Genomic DNA, 20,709 nt, shown 5'->3' with positions numbered 1-20,709 from the left:
TACGATACAGCTGATGCTAATTTAGTTTGGATTAGCCTTGTTCATGTAAAGTAGTATTATGCGGCACGCTTCTTCGATACATCTGGGTTCTTCTCTGTATCGAGCCAAGATGCAAGAATTGTCGTCACAACTTCTGGATGACTTTGCATCTGTTCGGTGAGTGCATGGAGTCGTTCGACAACTTCAGGAGAAAGCGAATTCCCTTGAGGTGTTGAGATTGTCATCGGTTTCATCTTACGAAGAGTGATGAGTCCTAGGATAAGTGCGACAATAGCTGCTACTCCGAGGGAGACTGCTCTTAGCAGCGGTGCGTAGTCATTGAAGTTTTGTCCAAACACGGGAGGAGGAAGAATTGCGGGAACACCTGAAAGTTTTGCTGCGACCACTCGAATTTCGTCGCCACGACTGGCATCGAATCCAACCGCGTTCTGAATGATGGCTTCCAAATCATTCAGTGTGACGGCACCGGATTGCGTCTCGGTTGGTGAAAGTCCCGCTGAGGATTCGGCGATTTCTTCTGATTCAGGTAGTTGAACAACAGCAGCGATTGTGAGCCGCTTCACTCGACCGGGAAACTCTCTAATGAGGTCGGTTGTCTCACCATTGATATATTCTGTCGTTAGGTCTTCTGATTCATGATTGCCACGTTGGTGCGGAGTTGCTGGGGAGTTGTTGACTGTTAAGTTCGACGATGTTCCTGGCGGTCCAAGCGGGACAGGATTGGGATTGCTGTAGGATTCGGTCCGAATCTCTTCTCTGACCTTTGCTTTGCTGTCCTGATCGATGATCCTCTGAGTCCGCTCGACTTCGGTGAAATCCACATCCGCCGTCACTCGCACCGTGGCATTTCCGACGCCGAGGAGTGGAATCAGCAGGTTTTCAGCCTTAGCGGACAAGCGAGACTCAAGCTGAGACCGGTACTCAAGTTGCCCGGTGACGTGTGACTCGATTCCGGATGTCGCCGAAAGTAATTGACCATCAGTCGAAAGAATCGTGACCTGATCAGGACTTAAGTTCTCGACGCTGTGTGCGATGAGTGATGCCACTGCTCCAGCATCACTCGGTGTGAATGGAACCCCGGGCTGTAGTTCAAGCGTGACGCTTGCCTTCGCTGGAGTTTGATCCCGAACGAATGGGGAAATTTGCGGCTGGGTGATATGAATCGTCGCCTGCCGAATTGACTTCATCTGTTGCAATGTCCGGGCGAGTCGTGCTTCCTGTTGTCGGGCAAGCCGCTCTTGATGAAGACTCGGATCTGTCCAGAGCGAACTCGCAGATTCCTCTTCGATTGCTTCGTCGATGTCAATGAGATCACGAACGGCAAGACGAGCTTGGCCGAGCTCTTGCTGAGAAACGAGGATGGATGAACCCGCGAAGTTGAGCTTGTAGTCGATGTTTGATGACTCGAGAGCACTGACAAACTCAGCCGACTGGGCTGGCGAAAGATGGTTAGCGAGTGTGACCAACTCGGGAGTTGTCGCCCAATAGCCAACGACGACTAGAACTGCAATTGAGACAATCGTTGCGGATGCCATCAACCACTTCTGCGCTAGAGTCCAACGAGCCCAGACGCTTTGAAGTTGATTTCCTAGTTCCTTTAAGGAGTCCATAACAGCATCCAAAGAGTGCATTAACAGGAGACGAGAAGTGAGGCTGAAAATTTAATGGCATGTGTGAATCGATATTCGACGTCAAAGCCGCTGCGATTCACTGCACAGGGGATCGGGCTGAAACTAACCTACAGGTACGATGTCGATGAGCTTGGGCAATCGGTTGAGATTTACTTGGATTCACGCGTTTCCGTGAGTTAGCATCAAACTTGCATTCGCATCACTTCCTGATAACTCGTGATGAGTCGATCGCGAAGCTCGAGGACGAATCGGAACGAGAGTTCAGCTTTGGCAGTGTCGATCGCTAACTGCTGCAGGTCTTGTGCATCTCCATTGAGAACCTGTTCATGGCCATGTGCCATGATCTGTTGTTGTTGGAGTGTTTCAGAGAGTAGAGATTGGAATGTCTCTGCAAACGGCATTGAGGACGTTGCCGTGTTCTGCACGTCGCGGTGCGAAGCAATCGTCGCGACCTCAGGGAGTTGACTCAGATTGGAAATGTTCATCCGCCGACTCCTCGCATAAGTGTGAGAGTTTGCTCCGCCATTTTTCGAAACATCTCCATCGATTTTAGATTTGCTTCGTAGGCGCGACTGGCTGTCATCAGGTCGACCAGTTCCATCGGAACGACCACATTCGGCATACTGACCATTCCGCTTTCATCTGCATCGGGATGGCCAGGTTGATAGACGCTTGGAAATTCGGAAGGATCAGACTCAATTCCGACCACTTCCACTCCGCCCACCGCGTAAGACGACTGCGAACCGCTCGTGGAGAAGGGATCCGTTTCATCAAAGACGCTGCTGAAGATGACTTGTTGTCGCCGATACGGCCCTCCGTTGGGGCTGGACGTGGCATGGGAGTTTGCGATGTTGCTGGTCGCGACCTCCATTCTCATGCGTTCTGCCTTGAGCCCAGAAGCTGCTATGTCCGCAGCCCGAAACATATTTCCTGACAGCATGATTCCATTCTCTTGCGGGGACGTTGTGGCGATGTTTCGCGTTCAAAGACGGTTTCTCGTGGTCATTCTGAGGCGAACTAACCTACTGCGAGACGCATCATCATCAGTTGAGAAGAAATTAATTGTGAACATGTCTCGAAGAAGAGAGCGTTCTGATTGAGTTGGCCGAGTTCGTAGTCAACGTCGACATTGTTGCCATCCATCCGGATGGGCCTGTCTGCATCGTTATCGATTTCTTCAATCTCGATCGCATCCTGATCGCTGGACAACCTGTTTAATTGATCTTCGAAGTCGACGTCGACGCGTCGATAACCGGGCGTGTTGACATTCGCCAGGTTATGGCTAATTGCGTTGTGCCTCGCGGTAGATACCTGAAGCAAACGCGTGAGTCCGTCGATGTGGTTCGGAAAATTTGGCATGCCCACTGTATCGGTTGGGCCGTCACAATCGTTGCAATCGAATGGACCCACACTCAATAGTTGAGTGAACGTGAAGTAGATTCACGCGAATCCGCAAGAAGCCATGTTTGCTCAAGACAGCAACGGAATTAACACGCAAGTAAACGAGAACATTTTTCCTTCGCCTCTGGCCTTGCGTTCCTTTGAAGCGTCAGGTGATCTCGCAGCCATAGTCGCTCGCGTTTTCTAAGTCGTGATGAGTTCATGGCCTACGTGATGCAGACCAATTTCTGCAGCTTCGAACTTCAACTTTGGAACGCGAGATGCAAACGTTTTCACTCGATCGGAACTGGTAAGGGTAAGTCATGGACGTCAGTGCCAATTTGATGAAGTTGCAACAGCCACGCCAAGATTCGTCGTGGGCGGAGAAATCTCACACAGTCAATGACACGGACGCTGAGGTCGAGGAAACCGATGCGTTCGACGACATCCTGATCGCTTTGAATGTGGAAGAATTGGATTCACTTCCGCTCGCCTTTGAATTTGACAGTGTCGACCAGTCTCTAGAGCCTGATGGTTTCCATCTCGTCGATTTCGAGGAGTCGCAGGACCTATCAGAGTCCTCGTTATTCGCATCGGAACAGCTGACTTTTGATGACTTGAACGTTTACGAAGTTATTCCTGATGAACAGCCAACTCACCCCGGAGAATTTGAAGCAAATCCGCTTACAGTTGACGACTCTTCAGAGGTGGTAAAACCGCATATCGCGAGTTTTGATGTTCATCAGCCGGTGCCGTTCGATGAGAAACAAGAGCTCAACGTAGACACTCAGCTCGAAACTACAGAAGAGACCTCTTCGGACACTTTGCTGAACTCTGAGACCGATTCGCACGTTGAACTCAACTCCGATGTTGAAATCAATGATGAGCAATTGAAATTCAAGCAAGACGGATCGGAACAAACATCGTTGGATTTTGACCACGCGTTTCTAAGTGAGTCGCTGGACAGTGAAGTCGTGAACAGTCGCACGAGTGAGATTCCTTCGCAGCGATCGTTCAGCCCTCAAAAAGTCGCTTCTCGGATGGTCAACGAGGCACTTAATCACTCAGCTCAACTCAAGAGTCACTCCGAGGTTGAATTCTCGATGCGTCTTGATCCGCCTGAACTTGGTGCGGTTATTGTTCGCATGCGTCGAAGCGAACAGAAAATCGTAATGACGGTACAAGCTGTCGATCCGGAAACTCAGACTTTGATCGATGATAACTTCTCTCAACTACGCGACCTTCTCAGTGAGCACGATGCTCAAGTCGACTTTCAACAGAGTTCAACTCAGTCAGGTTCGGAACAATTTGAAGAATCGTCTCGACCAACACTTCGATTGCCTTCTGTGCAGCGTGAGGACACTGAGAAGGGTCACAACATGCAACTCAACTCAAATTCGGGGGCTCTCGATTTTCGAGCATAGTCTTTCATCACGGAATTAAACTTCAAGTCATCTTGGAATGGTAGAAAAGGACTTTCTATGCAGGTGCAAGGATTCAACGCAGATCTCGGTCGGCAGCAATTTCTCGATCTTCTCGTCACTCAGCTGCAGTATCAGGATCCGCTCGAGCCGGTCGGCCAACAAGAGTTCATTCAGCAGTTGGCTCAGTTCTCAGTGGTCGAAGGAGTCGAACAGCTCAATTCACAGTTTTCCGAAATGTTAAACCTGCAAACTCTTACAGACGGGGCAAGTTTCATTGATCAGAACGTTGAATATCTGTCGCCTGCAACAGGACTCGTTGAATCCGGAACCGTCACGGAAGCCAGAGTCGTCGAGGGCAAGTTAGCTCTGACAGTGAATGGAGAGACAGTCTCTGCGAGCGATATTCAAGCTCTACTATCGCATGTGGAAGCTTGAACATGGTCAATCCTGTCAAGGCAAATAGGAGATGGCTTGGTCCACCAGAATACGTTGATGCAAGGGTGGGACTTGGACGAAGTGTATGTCCGGCTGAGTTGAAAACCGTTCAGTAAATTCTTTTCCTTGATAGTTGCGAAGATGCTCAAGCGAATGCTTCAGAGTGGGTTTCGCAGTGATTCATATCTAACGATAGTTAATAGCAAGGTGGCGACGGATGGCGAATGCACTAATCACTGGTGTTTCCGGTTTGGCAACACATCAGAAGATGATCGAGGTGGTCGGTAACAACCTTGCGAATCTCAATACAACCGGGTTCAAAGCGCGTCGCACCCACTTCTCAGATGTCTTTCACGAAACGGTTAAAGGTGGATCGGGCGGGGCTGTTGGTGTTGTCGGCGGATCGAATCCGGCACAAGTTGGAAACGGATCGAAGTTGTCGACCATCGGTGTGAATTTCACACAGGGGAATTTGGAGGGGACTGGTGCGACATATGACTTCGCGATTGATGGGGAAGGTTTCTTCATGGTCGATTCGGGACAAGGTCCACTCTTCACACGTGCGGGTGTCTTCCACGTCGATCAGGATGGATACCTCGTTGACTCAGCGACGGGATATCACGTCCAGCGATTCAGCAGCGTCGGAGAACCGGACGGAGTCGACCCTGGATTTCAAATACCGGGAGACGACAGCATTCGCATTCCGTTGGGGACAACAGTCGCCGGTGCGATCACTCAGTCAGCTGCCGTCGAGGGCAATCTCGCTCCCGGCACGAGACCGGCAATCTCGCAAGTTCTGCAGTCAGGTCAACCGTTGCTGGCAGGAGGAACCGCTGTCAGCGCGGCGACGCTTTGGAATGATCTGGATATTACTTCCACTCCGTTTCAGCCAGGGGATGCACTTTCATTTCAAGGCACCGATCATGATGGGACTGCGGTCAACTCTTCGTTTTCGATTGATGGGACAACGACTGTTGGCGATGTCATCAACGCGATGTCGAACGCTTATTCCGGGGCAACTGCTTCTTTGAACGCGGACGGATCAATCAGTCTGATCGCAAATGAAAGTGGCCAGTCGGACTTGAGTGTTGTACTTGCTGAGGAACCCGGGAACGTTGGAGGCATCGATTTGACTTCTCACCAGTTTGGGGTCAATGAACTCGGTCAAGATGGAGAAGTGGTTCGCACCGGGCTTGAGATCTTCGACGAGCGCGGGGATGGACATCTCATCGGACTGGAGTTTGAAAAACAATCGGACGGCACTTGGACGATGACAGCAGCCCTCGACCCTAGCGTTGGTGTTCTGAGCGACGACCGGATCGAAGGCCTGACCTTCCGTGAAGATGGATCATTTGATGGAATTGCCGGACCCGATGGGCAAATTGAAGTTCAGTTCGTCGGGCAGGCATCATCTCAGCCTGTGATCTTCGAATTCGGAACGCCCGGGACATTAAACGGTTTGACGTCGTTGTCCGGGGAATCGTCGGTGGCATCAACACAGGATGGATTTTCGACAGGGACACTCGTTGGTGTGACAGTCGACGGAAGCGGCCTGATCGAGGGGATCGGAAGTAATGGTCGTCGTATGGAGATCGCACAAATTGCTTTGGCGACGTTTCGAAACCCGAATGGTCTGTCGAGTGAAGGGAACAACTTCTTCGCTCAGACCCTCTCAAGCGGCAACGCAGATGTCGGTTCGCCATTCTCTGGGGGCAGGGGGCGCATTAACGCTGGGCAGCTCGAGGCTTCCAACGTTGATATCGCAGTCGAATTTACCCGCTTGATTGTGGCTCAACGCGGGTTTTCAGCCAATGCTCGCACGATCACCGTCACCGATGAAATCCTCGAAGAGTTAAACAACATCATCCGATAGCACGCTGTCGATGTTACATAAAACGGCAGGGGCCCAGCGATTCGACTCTATCGTCGTCAATGAGACTCTGCCGTTAGTGATACATATCGTCCTGTACTTTCAGTCTTCTCAGCTGAGAAGAGATCGTGCTGGAAGCTGACTATTTCTGCCCCGTGACTTCGCGGATGAATTTGAGCATTAAGGGATGGGCTGGATGCGCCATTTCCCCGTGATTGTATCCGTCGAGTTCGAAAAGCGTCGTCTGTTGGTGGCCGGCGACTTTCATCATCCGCCACATGTAAGCGTTTTCTTCGTAACGTCCCAGCGTTTCCAGCTCGCGATCTCCAGTGATGAGCAGCAACGGCGGCGCGTCTGATCGGACGTGATAAAGCGGAGCGAGGTCATCAACAATTGGTTGTTCTTGCGGAATTCCTCGTTCTTCCCGGACCGTCATGTGGGTAATCGTGTGTCCGCTGAACGGGATCAGACCAGCGATCGAATCTGCATCAATCTGGTGAGCTGCCAGCCACCGCTTGTCCAATCCGACCATGCTGGTGAGGTAACCACCCGCTGAATGTCCGCTGACGAAAATCTTCTCTGCCGACCCGCCATAGCTGGGAATGTTTTCAAATACCCAGGCTACGGCCGCAGCTGCGTCTTCGATATAAGCAGGTGCTTTGACTTTCGGATACAGGCGATAGTTGACAGCGACGACCGCGATTCCCTGATCTCTCAGCTCTTCAGGAATGAATCGATTTCCATTCTTCAACCCGCCGCCATGAAACCAGACGACTGTTGGAAAGTCTTTGACGTTCTCAGGAAAGTAAATGTCGAGCTTGCATCGCTGACGTTCCAGTTCCGAAGCTGTTTTCGCATCGCGGTATGCGATTTCCTTTTCTGTTCGGTAGCGGATTTCATTGTCGTCAGCGAAGAGCAGCGTGGGAGCAAGTCCGAACAGAATCGCAGCGGTCAGAACTGCTTGCCCAGTGAAGTGTGTGCGTGACTGATTTTGAGCGAGACGCATGAAGTTTCCCGACTGAAAGTTGTGAAAGTACGATTTCGAACACAGAGATCGATCAATCATCTCTTGTGGATTCGTGAGTTGCAATCGCTTGAAATGCACAAAGACAGGATGAGTTCGAAGTGTCACGGACGGTGGAAGCATCGACTTGTCGTCATCCTACTCGCAATTCTTGTGAACGAGTCAAACGCAACATCGATTGAACTTAACGGCAGTCTCTCATGCGTTTTGGGGTCACGAACTCTACGACCACTGCACAGGCAACATGCTCGAGAGAAGGCGGTCTGAAGTGAAGAGCGACGCCAATTGGACCTACGAGGCAGCAATATTTTGATGCGAACTTCTGCAACCGGCATGAATTGCCCCTCTTCGCTGGCGAATCTTCAGATTCCGCGATTGTCGGAGAGATTGTTATTCAAATCTCTTCCGGTTCAGTGAAAAAATCATAAAACTAAACTTGCCAGGCGTTGCGGACTGAGCTCGCCCACAACGTTCACGATGCGACATTGAATAACGCACCATTGATTCATGATGATCGGGTGGTTGGAAGGAGACTGTTCGTGAAAGTTTGGCCAGGAGAACCGTATCCGCTTGGGGCAACCTGGGATGGACGGGGAGTAAACTTCGCACTGTTCTCTGAGTACGGGACGCGGGTAGAACTCTGTTTGTTCGACTCAGCGACAGCCCGCCGGGAATCGGTCTGTATTCCCCTTCATGAACGAACTGATTTTGTTTGGCACTGCTACCTGCCCGGAGTGAAACCGGGACAACTCTACGGATACCGCGTTCATGGTCCGTATGAACCAAACAATGGTCACCGATTCAACGCCCACAAAGTTCTCCTCGATCCATATGCGAAGGCAATCGGACGCACACTCAGCTGGAATGACAGCCTGTTCGGCTACCGCATCGGCTCGCCCGAGCAAGATCTCTCCTTCTGCGATCATGACAATGCCCCATTTGCTCCACTGGGGGCGGTTGTCGATGAACGCTTTCACTGGGGCAACGATCAACAACTTCGAACGCCGTGGCACCAGACAGTTATTTATGAACTTCATGTCAAAGGAATGACCAAGCTGCATCATGGTATTCCTGAACCGCTCCGCGGAACTTATGCAGGTCTGGCAAGTAAGCCGATCATTCAGCATCTCAAAAAACTTGGCGTGACCGCAATCGAACTGATGCCGGTGCACCACCATGTTGATCATCGACATCTGGAAGAACGCGGACTGACGAATTACTGGGGCTACGACACTCTCGCATTCTTTGCTCCAGAACCGAGTTATGCATCCGACAAGACTCCTGGGGGATGCGTTCGCGAATTCAAGAAGATGGTGAAGACTTTCCACAAAGCCGGGATCGAGGTGATTCTGGATGTGGTTTATAACCATACGGGAGAGGGAAGTCGTCTAGGCCCGACGCTTTCACTGCGAGGTCTTGATAACTCGCACTACTACAGATTAGTTCCGAATCAGTCTCGGTACTACATGGATTACACCGGGTGCGGTAACACTCTGAACATGCTCTCACCGCGAGTTCTTCAACTCATAATGGCTAGTCTGCGGTACTGGGTCACGGAGATGCATGTTGACGGATTTCGCTTTGACCTGGCGAGTGCACTCGCTCGAGAGCTTCATGCTGTTGATAAGCTGGGAGCATTCTTCGATATCATTCATCAGGATCCAGTGCTCTCCAGAGTCAAGTTAATCGCAGAACCTTGGGATCTGGGTGAGGGTGGATACCAGGTCGGGAACTTCCCCGTGGGCTGGACGGAATGGAACGGCAAGTATCGCGACAATGTTCGTCAATTCTGGAAAGGGGACGGACACGCCGTCTCTGAATTTGCGACTCGCCTCACTGGAAGCAGCGACCTGTACGAACACAACGGAAGAAGGCCTTACGCCAGTATTAACTTTATCACATCCCACGATGGCTTCTCGATGTATGATCTCGTCTCGTATAACGATAAACATAATGAAGCGAACAGCCACGGGAATACCGATGGAGACTCCCACAACAACAGTTGGAATTGCGGAGTCGAAGGCGAGACAGACGATTCCCAGATTCGCGGACTGCGGGCTCGTCAGATGCGGAACATGATGACGACGTTGTTGCTCTCGCAGGGAGTTCCAATGATTCGCAGCGGCGATGAAATCTGCCATTCGCAGGGGGGCAACAACAATGCCTACTGCCAGGACAATGAAATGAACTGGTTGAACTGGGACTTAACCCCAGATCAACAAGATTTCTTTAACTTTTGCTGCCAGGTTGCAACCATCTGGCGAGAGAATCCCGTCTTCCAGAGACGGCACTTCTTTCAGGGGCAAGCATTAAGAGGAGCCACTCAGAAAGACATTCATTGGCTTTCTCCGAACGGCAAGGAAATGAATGACTCCGACTGGCACGCCCAGTCCGCACGCTGCCTTGGTGTGATGTTGAACGGACTCATGACTGACGAAATTGATCGTTGGGGCCGGCAGATCAACGGGAGCACAATGCTCGTGCTGTTGAATGCTCATCACTTTGATGTCCCGTTCAAGCTTCCAGCGATGACGAGCCGCGGACAATGGATTCTGGAACTCGATACAGCACTGCCCTACGCGAAGTCGCATACGCTCAAGATGAACCAGCGAAGAATGAGTGGTCGATCAATCGTCGTGTTGCGATTTAAAGCCAGCCGCTGGAATCGTTCGAAGATTCAAAATCATCCACCGGAAGAACGCCGTGGCCCGCATCTGCTCAAGCAGTTTCAACGATGGTCAAACATTGCAACGCCTTCGGAAAATGGCGCGGGGAAATCGAGTTCGTCAGACAAAAACGGCCATCGACTTTTGACACGACTGTGGGAACATGTTGAATTGATCAGTGGCTCGAAAAGCTGGTGATCTCTTCAGTCTTCGCTGAGGAACTGCCAGTCGCTGGCAACCGCACATTGTGACCACAAGTTGAATTCTTTCCCGACCGATTCGTCACCCTTCACGAATCCGGTCGCGCCTGAAGGATCGTTGTCAGTCCAGAAACAGACAACGCCATTTCGATTCACTTCGGCTTTCGCGACTTTGAAAAGTCCGATTTGGATCGGCGATTGGATCGCCTCGCCGTCATCGAGTCGCTTCGCGACTTTCTCAAAGTCAGCTTGTGAAGCAGCAAAGGCAAGTTTCAGCGGCCAGTTCAAAAACGCGACCGAAGTGATCATCAAGGCTGAGAAGATGATCAGCCGACGCCGAATCGGTATTCCGGTGAAAGTCAAACCGACGAGAAGAAATCCGGAAAGCAGGCTCAGCACGACAACCATTGTCGAATCAAGTGGCCACAGAGAGCCAGCAACGGGAATCCCAGCGAAAACAAGCACAGGGACTTCAGACATCACCGACAAGAAACGATTGGAGTTGTTCATTCCCAAATCTCAAGGATGCTGCAGCTAAATCACCGCATCGATTGACGAACAGCTAACTCTCATAGACTGGAATTTTGTATGGAATTCCAACAAAACATGCATCAGCAGTCTATCAGCTGTGAGAGTTGTTGTGCCAGTTTTCTCGGAAAGGTCATTTCTTTCGATTAACAGAGAACAGCCGATTCTCCGTGGGAAGCCTCTGAGTCTGTGTGTCGTTCTCCAAGCCGCGTGCGATCCGCAGCACGAAATGACATCCGAACGTTTGCCCCTCCCTGGGCAGACGATCATCCATGAATCACGTTCGGATGTCGTCCCGTTGCACGGGCTTCGGTGATTTCTGAAATGGCTTGGCGATAGCTCGGAGAAGCGGACTTCCGGCTTCGTTTTCATGATCCTTGGCCGGGCAAGTCGAATGATTTGAGTGAACTACGCTGGGCGATGCGGGGACGCATCGAATTGAAGCTGTTCGAGACCTGGGCGAATCCATTCCCGACAGAGTTCGGTAATTGGAATCTGACGTTCAGCAGCTGCCTGGCGCAGAACTCGCCAGTCGGAAATGGGAAGGAAGATGGAAATTTGCTTGCGAAGTTCAGTTTTCTTGGGCATATCGTTTCGTCAATGAGTTGAGTTTTCTGATAGAGATGAAAGCACCCGAAGGCGGACAACCCCCCGCGCTTAGCTTCGTTCGGTGTTGTCCGTAAGTCTGTTCGGATCTGGACGAGAAGACTCCCGCTGCTTCCGCTTTGATCTCTTAGGAGATTCAAAGGGGGAATCGTCAACATCCCAGTCGCTCATCGTCAGTTCTTCCGGCATCGGAAAATGACTGTCCCAGCTCAAGCGAACCTCACGAACCATCGCATCGATCTCCATTCAATGTGTTTTCGGACGAAGAGCCAGTACCGAATGTCGGGCGTAGTCGTCTGACTTCTGCAACAGCCAGCTTGCTCTTCTCACCTTCAATACGAGCACCAATTCGAAACCTGACAGCTGTCTTGGCAGTTTTTCGAGAAAAGTCCAGCGCCCGGAGTTTGCTTCACAATCCGTTCCAGATTCAGCAAGCTGTCACTGAATGCAATCAATGACTAGACTCGAAAGTGGTGAACTTTTCAGGCATTTGTTGGGAAGGCAGGTCGATGCAAACGGAGGCCAGCGTAGAGATTCAGCGATCGATAGAAGATGTCTTTTTTCTAACAATCGATCACGTCCCGGAATGGAGTCGAGTTGTTGTCGAAGATGAAGTCATCGACGAAACTCCCGACGTCATTGGATCGACGTTTCGAACGGTAACCGCAGAAGGCGGAAATCGAATGGAGTTTTTGGGAGAGGTCACCGCCTATGATCCTCCGAAATTTCACGCGATTCATCTCACCGGAGAACTCTTCGATATCGACGCAGAGTATCGGTTTGAATATCTCGGAGCGAAGACACGAGTCACCCAACTCTCAACCGTCACGCCCAAGGGTTTCTTGAAAGTGTTCTTCTTTATGTTCGGCTGGCTCATGAAAACTTCGAGTTGCAAGGCAACTCAACAAGAGTTGGACCGCCTCAAACGCTTCTGCGAGACTCAAGGTGAGCAGCCTTCCTCGGCATCGAATCAAGAAGACAGCTATTGAGTGACTGCTCGTCTTCTGTGGGAGATCGTCAGTTGCTCTCTCATTTTTTGCGAAGCGGCTTCAGGGTGAGTGTCAGAGTCTTGTGATTGTCGAGAGACATCGCTGAGAGAGAAAAGGCTTTCTTAAATGGTAAACGTGCATTCGATCATTCCTTTCTACCTAGTGCTTTTCTTTCACGTCTTTTCACTGCATGCGAGCGGGGATCAGCGACCGCCGAATGTGATTCTGATGCTGATCGACGATCAGGGCTACTACGATCTCGGATGTTATGGTGCGACAGAATTCCACACGCCAGTAATTGATCGCATCGCCGCCGAAGGAATTCGCTTCACTGACTACTACGCTGCCGCTCCAATTTGCAGCCCATCTCGAGCTGGTTTGCTGACGGGGTGTTACCCCCGACGTGTTGGTCTTGAGACCTGGGTTCAACGGGCTGATTCCCGTGTGGGACTTAACCCCAGCGAACTGACACTGGCGGAACTCTTCTCGGAAAACGGCTATGCAACGAGCTGTATCGGGAAGTGGCATCTCGGGTTTCATGAGCCGTTTCTACCGATGAATCAGGGATTTGATGAGTACTTCGGTTTGCTTCACAATCTCGATCCAGTTGAAACTCGTTATTTCGAGCAAAGCGGAGGCGTTCCTGTCTTGCGAGGAAGTGAGGTCGTCAAACGGCCAGCTGATCCGAATGAACTCACAAAGGTTTATACCGATGAATGTATTCGGTTTATTACAGAGAACAAGAACAAGCCGTTCTTCGTATATCTGCCGCATACGATGTTACATAATCCTTTGGGAGTCAGCCCGGAATTTCGAGGGTCATCTGACTTCGGAGAGTATGGTGATGCCATTCAAGAACTCGATTTTCATGTTGGGCGACTGGTGAACACGCTCAAAGAATTAGAGCTCGATCAACAGACGATCGTCGTTTATCTGTCCGATAACGGACGGGGACCTGGAAGAAATCCGCAACAACCGCTCATCGGCAGAAAACTGACGACGTTCGAAGCTGGAATTCGGGTGCCAGCAATCGTGTGGGGACCCGGCTTGGGAATCGAGCAAGGCGAAGTCTGCCGCGAGATCGTCCATGCCATGGATTGGTATCCCACACTCGGTTCGTTCGCAGGAATTTCCGTTCCAGAGGACCGCGTCATCGACGGGCGAGATCTCTCTGCTCTTTTGACCGGGAAAGCGACCGGGCTCGACGATCCGATAATTGCTGACTCTCTGAACGGAAAGATTCTGGAACGCCGACCCTGGAATCCCGGCGATGAATGGAGCGACCTCGTCACTCGTGAAGAGTATCAGAACGCTTTCTTCTACCACGGAAGTCAAGGAGCGTTGGCCGCTGTTCGATGGAAGCAATGGAAACTCGTCCTCAACCCAAGCTTAGAACTCTTCAACTTGGAATCTGACCCTTCGGAGTCGAAGCCTGTTCGGAATCCGGAGATCATCCGCAAGCTTCGTGGTATGGCTGTTCTCTTTCAGGAAGAGATGCGTGATGGTGAGCGGGAAGTCGGCAGGATCAACGAATAAATCGTTCTTTAATCAAACACAGCGAACTTCATCTAAAACGATTCATGTAACTCAAGCAGAATTGATTGAATTCGCTTTACGAAGCCTCGTTAGAAGAGAGTTCAAGCGGGGAAATTCGCTGAATCTGAGATGAATGAACTGCTGCGACGTACCCAACCGTCTCGGGAAAGGCTTTCACTTGGACCTGAAGTTGAGTGAGGTCAGAACAGAGATAGCGATGACAGATCGCAGCCCGCATTTCCGGAGGAAGGAAGCAGCCATTTTCGCCATGAAAAAAGCATGAACCTGCATACGTCACGCTTCCAAGATGGTTGGCGTAGGTCTCAACAATCTGATCAGGAGTGAAGTGCGGATGTTGTGCTCTCATTCGCAAAATTACCGGATGGTCCAAGTACGCGAGAGAATTTCCCCCTCCCTGACAGCACCACCCCTGGCAGGTCGCACAAGCTTGGCCGACGATCTTGGCTTCTGACTCGTCTAACGACTCACCAAAGTCTTCTTCAGGCGGATCGGTCTCGGGATCTGGATACTTTTCGAAGTTTTCATTGACGAGCGAAGTGAGTCCTTCGAGAAATGCTTCTCGTCGCTCACTTGGAAGTGGAGTAAGCATTCGTCCTTGAGAGGGGACGATCGCTGGCTCATGGAGAATGGGCAGATCGATTCCGTGTCGTTCAGCGTCCACCACTGAGAGAGCACGGATCTTCTCTTTGAGATCTTCACGATAAGCTTCGTGTGATTCGATGCGTTGGAGATCACGCGATTCGTTTCGGCAGCTTGTTCTCCGACATTGGCGACCGGAAACTTTTTCAGACGTCGTCAGGAAAGCTTGACATCGATCGCATTGAGCTTCGCCACGTGCCAGTTTCGCGTGATATGTACGACGACAAGTTCCCGAGGAGCACACTGGGTGTAACCCTCGGGAACTTAAAGGCAGCGGAGTTCGGCAGACAGCACAGACAGTGGCACCGCGTTGCGAAGCATGTTCACCTGTTTTCATACCATCGAGAATAACTCCAGAAACTTGTTCGTTTCAACAATCAATCTCAAAGTGAGACGTTTCAAATCAAATGGCTTCTGTCAGTCACTCATCGCATTGAAAATGCATTAATTACTCGACCAGATAGCAACCTCGGAGAGGTTGGGCAAGTTTTGCCAAGGGATTTCGACGTTCGAAACGTGTTGATCGGTCGAAGCTTTGAGCTCCCGAATCAGTTGATTGGCTTCTGTTTGGATCGACTGGTCCGTTGACAAGACACGAATCCGGCTGAGAGCGGGTTCAGCGAGACGGCCCATGCTGAGGAGGGATTTGAGTGCAGGGCTCTTGAACTCAGTTTTGTTCTGGGTTGCTTGTGTCCGTGCTTCCGCACTTTTTGTCACGAGATCGAGGACTCGCTGTTCCGTTTCTTTCGGCATAATCTCCATTCGTCCCACCAGCACTCGCACGACTTCGTCGGGCTGCGGTGTGACATTTAGTGGGAGCAGAGTCTCGGTGATGTGTGTGGGAACCATATACAGCACACGCGTTCCTTCTTCTCCGAACCATGACGATTTCCAGCACTCGACCATCGACCGTGCTTCTTTCTCATAGAGCCCTTCCTCAACGAGAGCAGAGGTCATTTCAGTGGCGAGCGGTTCAATGTCACTCCAATCAGAAGCGTGTTCGAGAGTGATGTTGCTTTGTGCCTCGACGCGGTCGAACTTGCGAAATCGCACGGCTTCATTTTTGACTTCGATCAGAAAAATGGATCGGATTTCTTCATCGCCGGTGTTCGACAATGTGAACGTTCCGTCGGTCGCTTCCTTTGCAGAAATGGGAAGATCAAAGTTGCCGACGCCGCGGTAGAAGAGAAATTTCTCGAAATAGTCGATGGAGTTCGGCGCTTCCCCCGTTCGAACTTGGACGATTGCAGAATCGGTGTTTCGGGCTGCGAAGTAGTGCGGATATCTCTGTTCCGGTTCCATGAGCAGTTTCTCGACGCCGTGTCCAATGCGGCGAGATAGCTCTTCGTCATTGAGCACTGGTCGCAACGACTGAGGAGGAATCAGATGGATCGTTCCCCAGTCGAGTTTTCCATTTTCGAGCGGGATCTTAGGATCGATTCCCTGTTGAAACGGAGTCGGAGCGAAACTTTTCATCTCTGGAAGCACAGCACGAACAGGCGGAAAATACTCCGTCAAAAGACCTTCCGGAAACTCGACGTTGACTTCCACGTCACGTTCAACATCCGTGTAGAAGTATGTGATCGGTGTCTCCATGCGTTGGATGGCACGAATCGATTGCTTCGAGAAGAGTCGCGACCACGTCGGTCGGATCGTTGAAACGAAATGCGGGAGATCGTTCTCGACGAGCGGCCGGAAAGCGAGATGAATTCCGTCAGATCCCGAGAAGCTGGTGAATGTTCCCCATTCATGAACAATCAGTGGGGAATCAGCGAGTTGGCCATTCGTCGTCTCGGTATCAGAATTTGAAAGATCTGATGAATCGACCTGCTTTGAGTTCGCAGTCAGATTGATCGCGAACGTACAACAGATGAGAGCACCAACGAGGGAAGGCAAGAGGAACAAACATTTCATGTGATTGTCTCCGGTTCGGACTGAGAGTTCAGACACCTTTTGGTCGAATCCGGGAGAGCCAGCGACTGGCGGAATCTGAGAATTTCGAGAAAAATCATTTGAATGCTGATTTTTCTCCATCCTCATCGAGAGTCTCACTCGACTTGTTGGAGAGAAGGAAATTGTCAAGGAGTGGTCAGGAGCGACGGATGACCGATGCAGAGTTGGTTCATCGAACTCGCCACGGGGAATCCCTCGCGAGAGATCAACTTGTGCGCAGATGGGCTCCCCGCATTCTTGCCATCTGCCGCGCGAAAATCGGCCATCACCACGTCGCAGAAGATTTAGCACAAGAGACACTCATTCGCGGATTTGCCGATCTCGGTCGGCTGGCACATCCCGAGAAATTTGGGAGTTGGCTTCGCTCAATCGCAAGCCATGTTTGTACAGATTGGCAAAGGTCCACCGCAGCCAAGAGACGCGCCATCAACGGAATTCAGGCCAATGGGCTGAGTCGAGGCCGATCGGTTGGCGGCAGCAATAACTCTCCCCAGATTCAGGCAGAAGACGAAGAGCAACGTGAGCGCCTGGAAGAGGCGATTGATCAACTTCCAGAGGATCTCCGGGAACCACTCATGCTCTTCTATTACGACGAAATGACATACGAAGAAATCGCAGCACTTGTGGGAGTCTCACGGGCAACTGTCAACACGCGACTGACGAAAGCGCGTCACCAACTGGCCTGTCAGCTTGCCAGCCTCGTTGAGTTGAAAGAGTAGGGGGGAGGATATGCGTTGCGAATCGATTCAACAACGAATCTGTGAAAGTCCCGATCACTTCTCGGCTGACCCGGATGGCGACATCGTTCTGCAGCACCTCGCGGAGTGCCAGACCTGTCGCGCCTTCGCTCAACAGGTGCGATCGGTTCATCTGGACCTCCTCAAGCTCGGTTCTGAGAATCTTGATCGATCTCTCTCAATCGCTGATCGAGTTCTCTTCGAGATTTCACAAAGAGATGTAACGAAAAGTGCGAGCAGTTTTCCGCGATCGAACCAGTCACTCGATTCGGCTCGGTTCAAGTGGAACACCGTGCTCAGTTGCGCAGCTTCTGCGTTGATTGGATTTGTCCTCGCCGTTTTGTGGCTGCGACCTCTTAACGACCCGGAACCGATCGTCGCTGAACAGCAGGTGGAGAGTCCTGCTGAGGAGCCTCCCTCGGACGTTGGGTTGGAATTTGCAAACGAATGGCCAATCACCGAAAGCGACACTGCCGCTCACCTGATTCATGCCACTGGCAAGGTCTCGATTCGAGCGAAGGAAAACGAACCCTGGAGTGAGATCGAAATGGTTTCACTTCCCACGTTCGGTTGCCCCACCTCTGGATCGGTTCGAACGGAAGAAGGCGTTCTTTGTGAACTTGAAACGACGACGGGAAGCCGCGTCCGACTCAATGAGTCGAGTGAAATTAAGGTGCACTCCGGCGACGAAGTTGAACTTGTGCGTGGGCAGGTATGGTTTCGAGCATCAACCGATACTCCCTTGAAAGTAAAGACTGCTGGCGGCGAAACGACACCGGAGAAAGACGATTTGAATTGGCGATTAATGTGCCATTCCAACGCTGAAAGTCTCGCTTCGTGTGCTCCCGATCAGTCTCTTCAAGTCGCTGCCGCTCTCGGATCAGTCGATGTCTGTTTGAACGGTGTCGACCGGACTCTGCTCCCGGGAACATTTTTCACACTGGCCGATGGAGAGGTCAACGTGCGGGAATCGAGTCAGGACATTCTTTCTGAAGAACGCTGGATGCAGCCACTGTTGACACTCGCTGGGCATGGCAATCCTGAGTTAACGAAACGCGTCGATGCCTTGCTCGCTCAGATCGGGCGGACGAAACTCTCGTCGATGTTTGAACGTGATTTGAGAAACCTCGGCGAATTTGCAGCACTGCCGTTGATGCGATTCGTCAGCTCTGACGAATCGGTGAATGAATCCGCACAGCGACAGTTGGCGATCAGGATTATTGCCGACACCGCCCCAATCTGGATGGTGCCGGATCTGATTCAAACTTTGGACGACGATGATGGAATTGTTCGTATGGAGTCTGCCCGTGGGCTGCTTCGGCTGACTGAGGAGACGATGGGAATTCCCATTGAAGATTGGAATCGAGAACGGGATGTTTGGGAGCCCGCGTTCATCCGTTGGAAAGAATGGTGGCGCGAAAATCGATCTACGTTTCCTGTCGCTCCGACTGTCGTCGTTCCCCAGCAGAACCCGACGACTCTGTGATCGTCTCTTACGGAATCTTCGTCGTTGACAGATTGAAGTATTCACTGATCCCTTCGAGAACGTTCGCCACGGCAATCGACGAGAGGACCAATCCCATCACCCGGCTGATCACACTTGCACCGCCCAGCCCGATGATGTTGGAGATGAGTGTCGATGCCCGCATGAGCAGGTAGGTAATACAGATTACGCCGAGCATCAATCCAGCTGTCACAATCTGATGCGTGACCGAGTGTCGTCCGTTCTCAGTCAGGAGCACGACAGCCATCATTGCTCCTGGTGACGCAATCGACGGGGTCGCCAATGGGAACACGGCGGTTTCGTGCGTTGATTCCATCGACTTCAATTCGCTTCCGGGTTTTCCTTCGCCGAAGATCATCGTCATCGCGAACAGGAAGAGCACCAATCCCCCAGCGATCTGAAACGCCGGAAGAGGAACTCCCATTCCGTCCAACATGACCTCGCCGACGGCAGCAAAGAACAACAGAATCATCCCAGCGATGGTCGCTGCGTATCTGGCAATCTCTTTCTTTTCTTCAGCGGTCCGATTCCGAGTTGCGCTCACGAAAACGGGGACCGTTCCAATGGGGTCGATAACAGCCCATAAGAGAATGACGGTCGCTAACATTTCGTCTGGAGTTTGCATTGCAGCTGCAGTTCTAGAGCAAGTGGCTCTTTCCAGTGCACTCTCTTGCGAGGTCTCACTCATTCGAAAGCTGAGTTTGCTCGCGCGAGTCAGTGCAAACCAAATCTGAAAATGGTCTAAGTCGACTGGTTGAGGGTGCTGCGACAATGAGAACAGTTTGATGGACTCACGTCATTCAATCTCGATTCATCGACTTCAATCAGCTTCGCCCGGCATCGAGTCTGGTGTTGAAATGCTGACTCCGGACCTTGAGAGAGAAATTGCATTCGCTCCGGCTGTTCCGACCATGATGGCTTCGATCAATGGCGGGTCAACTGAGGACGTCCCGACCCATTCAACGAGAAAGTTTGCTCCGGAGCCGCCCGAGCTGTGGCGTCGCTCAACCAGAAACTCAACCGTCTGGAGAGGTTTCAACTCAATCGTTTTCTTCAGAAACGTCTTGAGATGTTTCCCGTCGGTATTGAAGTAGTCGACTGTCTCGATAGCGATCGGGCGATTCGGATCGATGTTGCGAATGCTCAGAGTCGTTTCCAGGAGGAAAGGGGAGCCTCCTTCGTAATAGACGTGCGAGTAAGAAGGAACGTAAACCCACTGAGAATCCATTCCGTCGAAGTCATCAGTCACCGGGTATTGCTCAGCGTCCGGTGGTGTGTAGCTGCTCGGAAGTCGAAACTCTTGCTGATGATCGAGGTTGGCGATTCTGGCATCCAGGAACAGACCCAGCAGCAGCAGGATCAGAACAGGAGTGACGAAGATCGCGATCAGTGCCAGCGGGCCGCGATCGAGCAGCCACAGAAACCAACTCGGAAACTCTTTGGGACCAGGCATTGGAGCATTTTCTGATTTTGTATGCACGATCTCGCACGAGCAAGCACAGCCTTTTAACTTATGAAACTGTGCAAGCGAGTGCACAGGAAAGAGCAACTTGCTCTAGAAGTAGT

The 20,709-nt window shown here is 51.4% G+C and carries 19 protein-coding genes; 8 read left to right on the top strand and 11 right to left on the bottom strand.

Going from position 1 to position 20,709, the window contains the following annotated elements; translation table 11 throughout:
* Positions 1-56: 56 nt before the first annotated feature.
* From fliF to flgB, 4 genes are all read right to left on the bottom strand, one after another.
* A complete protein-coding gene (gene fliF, locus AB1L42_RS19555) occupies positions 57-1,610 on the bottom strand; it encodes a flagellar basal-body MS-ring/collar protein FliF (RefSeq protein WP_367060153.1) in 1,554 nt (517 codons plus the stop codon).
* Positions 1,611-1,813: 203 nt separating this feature from the next.
* The gene (locus tag AB1L42_RS19550; RefSeq protein WP_367060150.1) at positions 1,814-2,116 is read right to left on the bottom strand and encodes a flagellar hook-basal body complex protein FliE; all 303 of its coding nucleotides are present in this window, start codon (positions 2,114-2,116) and stop codon (positions 1,814-1,816) included.
* Positions 2,113-2,571: a flagellar basal body rod protein FlgC gene (gene flgC, locus AB1L42_RS19545; RefSeq protein ID WP_367060147.1), complete on the bottom strand. Its 459-nt coding sequence runs from the start codon at positions 2,569-2,571 to the stop codon at positions 2,113-2,115. The genes AB1L42_RS19550 and flgC overlap by 4 nt, the downstream gene beginning before the upstream one ends.
* A gap of 77 nt (positions 2,572-2,648) precedes the next feature.
* Positions 2,649-2,990 (bottom strand): flagellar basal body rod protein FlgB, encoded by a 342-nt coding sequence (flgB, locus tag AB1L42_RS19540; RefSeq protein WP_367060144.1) that lies wholly within the window; start codon positions 2,988-2,990, stop codon positions 2,649-2,651.
* A 344-nt stretch (positions 2,991-3,334) separates the two neighbouring features.
* On the opposite strand from flgB, the gene AB1L42_RS19535 reads away from it, so the two are divergent.
* The 3 genes from AB1L42_RS19535 (at position 3,335) to AB1L42_RS19525 (ending at position 6,743) form a co-directional block, all read left to right on the top strand.
* On the top strand, positions 3,335-4,435 hold the full coding sequence (locus AB1L42_RS19535) for a flagellar hook-length control protein FliK (protein ID WP_367060141.1): 1,101 nt from the start codon (positions 3,335-3,337) through the stop codon (positions 4,433-4,435).
* 57 nt (positions 4,436-4,492) lie between these two features.
* On the top strand, positions 4,493-4,870 hold the full coding sequence (locus AB1L42_RS19530) for a flagellar hook capping FlgD N-terminal domain-containing protein (RefSeq protein WP_367060138.1): 378 nt from the start codon (positions 4,493-4,495) through the stop codon (positions 4,868-4,870).
* A 217-nt stretch (positions 4,871-5,087) separates the two neighbouring features.
* Positions 5,088-6,743 carry a flagellar hook-basal body complex protein gene (locus AB1L42_RS19525; RefSeq protein WP_367060135.1) on the top strand — a complete coding sequence of 552 codons (1,656 nt, stop codon included), beginning with the start codon at positions 5,088-5,090 and terminating at the stop codon, positions 6,741-6,743.
* A gap of 139 nt (positions 6,744-6,882) precedes the next feature.
* Here the strand turns inward: AB1L42_RS19525 and AB1L42_RS19520 are convergent, their stop codons facing one another.
* Entirely contained in the window at positions 6,883-7,746 is an 864-nt protein-coding gene (locus AB1L42_RS19520) for an alpha/beta hydrolase (protein WP_367060132.1), read from the bottom strand.
* 557 nt (positions 7,747-8,303) lie between these two features.
* Between AB1L42_RS19520 and glgX the strand changes: the two genes are divergently transcribed.
* The gene (gene glgX, locus AB1L42_RS19515; protein ID WP_367060129.1) at positions 8,304-10,628 is read left to right on the top strand and encodes a glycogen debranching protein GlgX; all 2,325 of its coding nucleotides are present in this window, start codon (positions 8,304-8,306) and stop codon (positions 10,626-10,628) included.
* A 5-nt stretch (positions 10,629-10,633) separates the two neighbouring features.
* Here glgX and AB1L42_RS19510 read toward each other — a convergent pair whose 3' ends face one another.
* Positions 10,634-11,140 (bottom strand): hypothetical protein, encoded by a 507-nt coding sequence (locus AB1L42_RS19510; RefSeq protein WP_367060126.1) that lies wholly within the window; start codon positions 11,138-11,140, stop codon positions 10,634-10,636.
* Positions 11,141-11,566: 426 nt separating this feature from the next.
* A complete protein-coding gene (locus tag AB1L42_RS19505) occupies positions 11,567-11,746 on the bottom strand; it encodes a hypothetical protein (protein ID WP_367060123.1) in 180 nt (59 codons plus the stop codon).
* A 527-nt stretch (positions 11,747-12,273) separates the two neighbouring features.
* Between AB1L42_RS19505 and AB1L42_RS19500 the strand changes: the two genes are divergently transcribed.
* On the top strand, positions 12,274-12,753 hold the full coding sequence (locus AB1L42_RS19500) for an SRPBCC family protein (RefSeq protein WP_367060120.1): 480 nt from the start codon (positions 12,274-12,276) through the stop codon (positions 12,751-12,753).
* A 126-nt stretch (positions 12,754-12,879) separates the two neighbouring features.
* Entirely contained in the window at positions 12,880-14,289 is a 1,410-nt protein-coding gene (locus AB1L42_RS19495; protein WP_367060117.1) for a sulfatase, read from the top strand.
* Positions 14,290-14,365: 76 nt separating this feature from the next.
* Here AB1L42_RS19495 and AB1L42_RS19490 read toward each other — a convergent pair whose 3' ends face one another.
* Both AB1L42_RS19490 and AB1L42_RS19485 read right to left on the bottom strand, forming a co-directional pair.
* Positions 14,366-14,974 (bottom strand): hypothetical protein, encoded by a 609-nt coding sequence (locus AB1L42_RS19490; RefSeq protein ID WP_367060114.1) that lies wholly within the window; start codon positions 14,972-14,974, stop codon positions 14,366-14,368.
* Between the two features lie 419 nt (positions 14,975-15,393).
* Positions 15,394-16,863, bottom strand: coding sequence for a hypothetical protein (locus tag AB1L42_RS19485; protein WP_367060111.1), 1,470 nt, complete (start codon positions 16,861-16,863; stop codon positions 15,394-15,396).
* Between the two features lie 188 nt (positions 16,864-17,051).
* On the opposite strand from AB1L42_RS19485, the gene AB1L42_RS19480 reads away from it, so the two are divergent.
* Positions 17,052-17,621 (top strand): sigma-70 family RNA polymerase sigma factor, encoded by a 570-nt coding sequence (locus tag AB1L42_RS19480; RefSeq protein ID WP_367060108.1) that lies wholly within the window; start codon positions 17,052-17,054, stop codon positions 17,619-17,621.
* A 10-nt stretch (positions 17,622-17,631) separates the two neighbouring features.
* Complete coding sequence (locus AB1L42_RS19475) at positions 17,632-19,125, top strand: FecR domain-containing protein (protein ID WP_367060105.1); 1,494 nt, start codon at positions 17,632-17,634, stop codon at positions 19,123-19,125.
* A gap of 7 nt (positions 19,126-19,132) precedes the next feature.
* Here AB1L42_RS19475 and AB1L42_RS19470 read toward each other — a convergent pair whose 3' ends face one another.
* Positions 19,133-19,768, bottom strand: coding sequence for a MarC family protein (locus tag AB1L42_RS19470; protein WP_367060101.1), 636 nt, complete (start codon positions 19,766-19,768; stop codon positions 19,133-19,135).
* A gap of 195 nt (positions 19,769-19,963) precedes the next feature.
* Positions 19,964-20,596 (bottom strand): DUF3124 domain-containing protein, encoded by a 633-nt coding sequence (locus AB1L42_RS19465; RefSeq protein WP_367060097.1) that lies wholly within the window; start codon positions 20,594-20,596, stop codon positions 19,964-19,966.
* Between the last annotated feature and the right edge of the window lie 113 nt (positions 20,597-20,709).

This window comes from Thalassoglobus sp. JC818 (assembly GCF_040717535.1).
GTDB lineage: Bacteria > Planctomycetota > Planctomycetia > Planctomycetales > Planctomycetaceae > Thalassoglobus.
Note: the sequence above shows the minus strand (reverse complement) of the source record. Positions and strands in the feature narration are given on the sequence as shown.

Excerpts from the sequence above, each read along its gene's own strand:
- AB1L42_RS19550 (WP_367060150.1), bottom strand. The coding sequence starts at position 2,116 with ATGAACATTTCCAATCTGAGTCAACTCCCTGAGGTCGCGACGATTGCT.
- AB1L42_RS19535 (WP_367060141.1), top strand. The coding sequence starts at position 3,335 with ATGGACGTCAGTGCCAATTTGATGAAGTTGCAACAGCCACGCCAAGAT.
- flgB (WP_367060144.1), bottom strand. The coding sequence starts at position 2,990 with ATGCCAAATTTTCCGAACCACATCGACGGACTCACGCGTTTGCTTCAG.
- AB1L42_RS19465 (WP_367060097.1), bottom strand. The coding sequence starts at position 20,596 with ATGCCTGGTCCCAAAGAGTTTCCGAGTTGGTTTCTGTGGCTGCTCGAT.
- AB1L42_RS19525 (WP_367060135.1), top strand. The coding sequence starts at position 5,088 with ATGGCGAATGCACTAATCACTGGTGTTTCCGGTTTGGCAACACATCAG.
- AB1L42_RS19530 (WP_367060138.1), top strand. The coding sequence starts at position 4,493 with ATGCAGGTGCAAGGATTCAACGCAGATCTCGGTCGGCAGCAATTTCTC.
- AB1L42_RS19520 (WP_367060132.1), bottom strand. The coding sequence starts at position 7,746 with ATGCGTCTCGCTCAAAATCAGTCACGCACACACTTCACTGGGCAAGCA.
- AB1L42_RS19475 (WP_367060105.1), top strand. The coding sequence starts at position 17,632 with ATGCGTTGCGAATCGATTCAACAACGAATCTGTGAAAGTCCCGATCAC.
- AB1L42_RS19470 (WP_367060101.1), bottom strand. The coding sequence starts at position 19,768 with ATGCAAACTCCAGACGAAATGTTAGCGACCGTCATTCTCTTATGGGCT.
- AB1L42_RS19510 (WP_367060126.1), bottom strand. The coding sequence starts at position 11,140 with ATGAACAACTCCAATCGTTTCTTGTCGGTGATGTCTGAAGTCCCTGTG.
- AB1L42_RS19480 (WP_367060108.1), top strand. The coding sequence starts at position 17,052 with ATGACCGATGCAGAGTTGGTTCATCGAACTCGCCACGGGGAATCCCTC.
- AB1L42_RS19495 (WP_367060117.1), top strand. The coding sequence starts at position 12,880 with ATGGTAAACGTGCATTCGATCATTCCTTTCTACCTAGTGCTTTTCTTT.
- AB1L42_RS19505 (WP_367060123.1), bottom strand. The coding sequence starts at position 11,746 with ATGCCCAAGAAAACTGAACTTCGCAAGCAAATTTCCATCTTCCTTCCC.
- flgC (WP_367060147.1), bottom strand. The coding sequence starts at position 2,571 with ATGCTGTCAGGAAATATGTTTCGGGCTGCGGACATAGCAGCTTCTGGG.
- AB1L42_RS19485 (WP_367060111.1), bottom strand. The coding sequence starts at position 16,863 with ATGAAATGTTTGTTCCTCTTGCCTTCCCTCGTTGGTGCTCTCATCTGT.
- fliF (WP_367060153.1), bottom strand. The coding sequence starts at position 1,610 with ATGGACTCCTTAAAGGAACTAGGAAATCAACTTCAAAGCGTCTGGGCT.
- AB1L42_RS19500 (WP_367060120.1), top strand. The coding sequence starts at position 12,274 with ATGCAAACGGAGGCCAGCGTAGAGATTCAGCGATCGATAGAAGATGTC.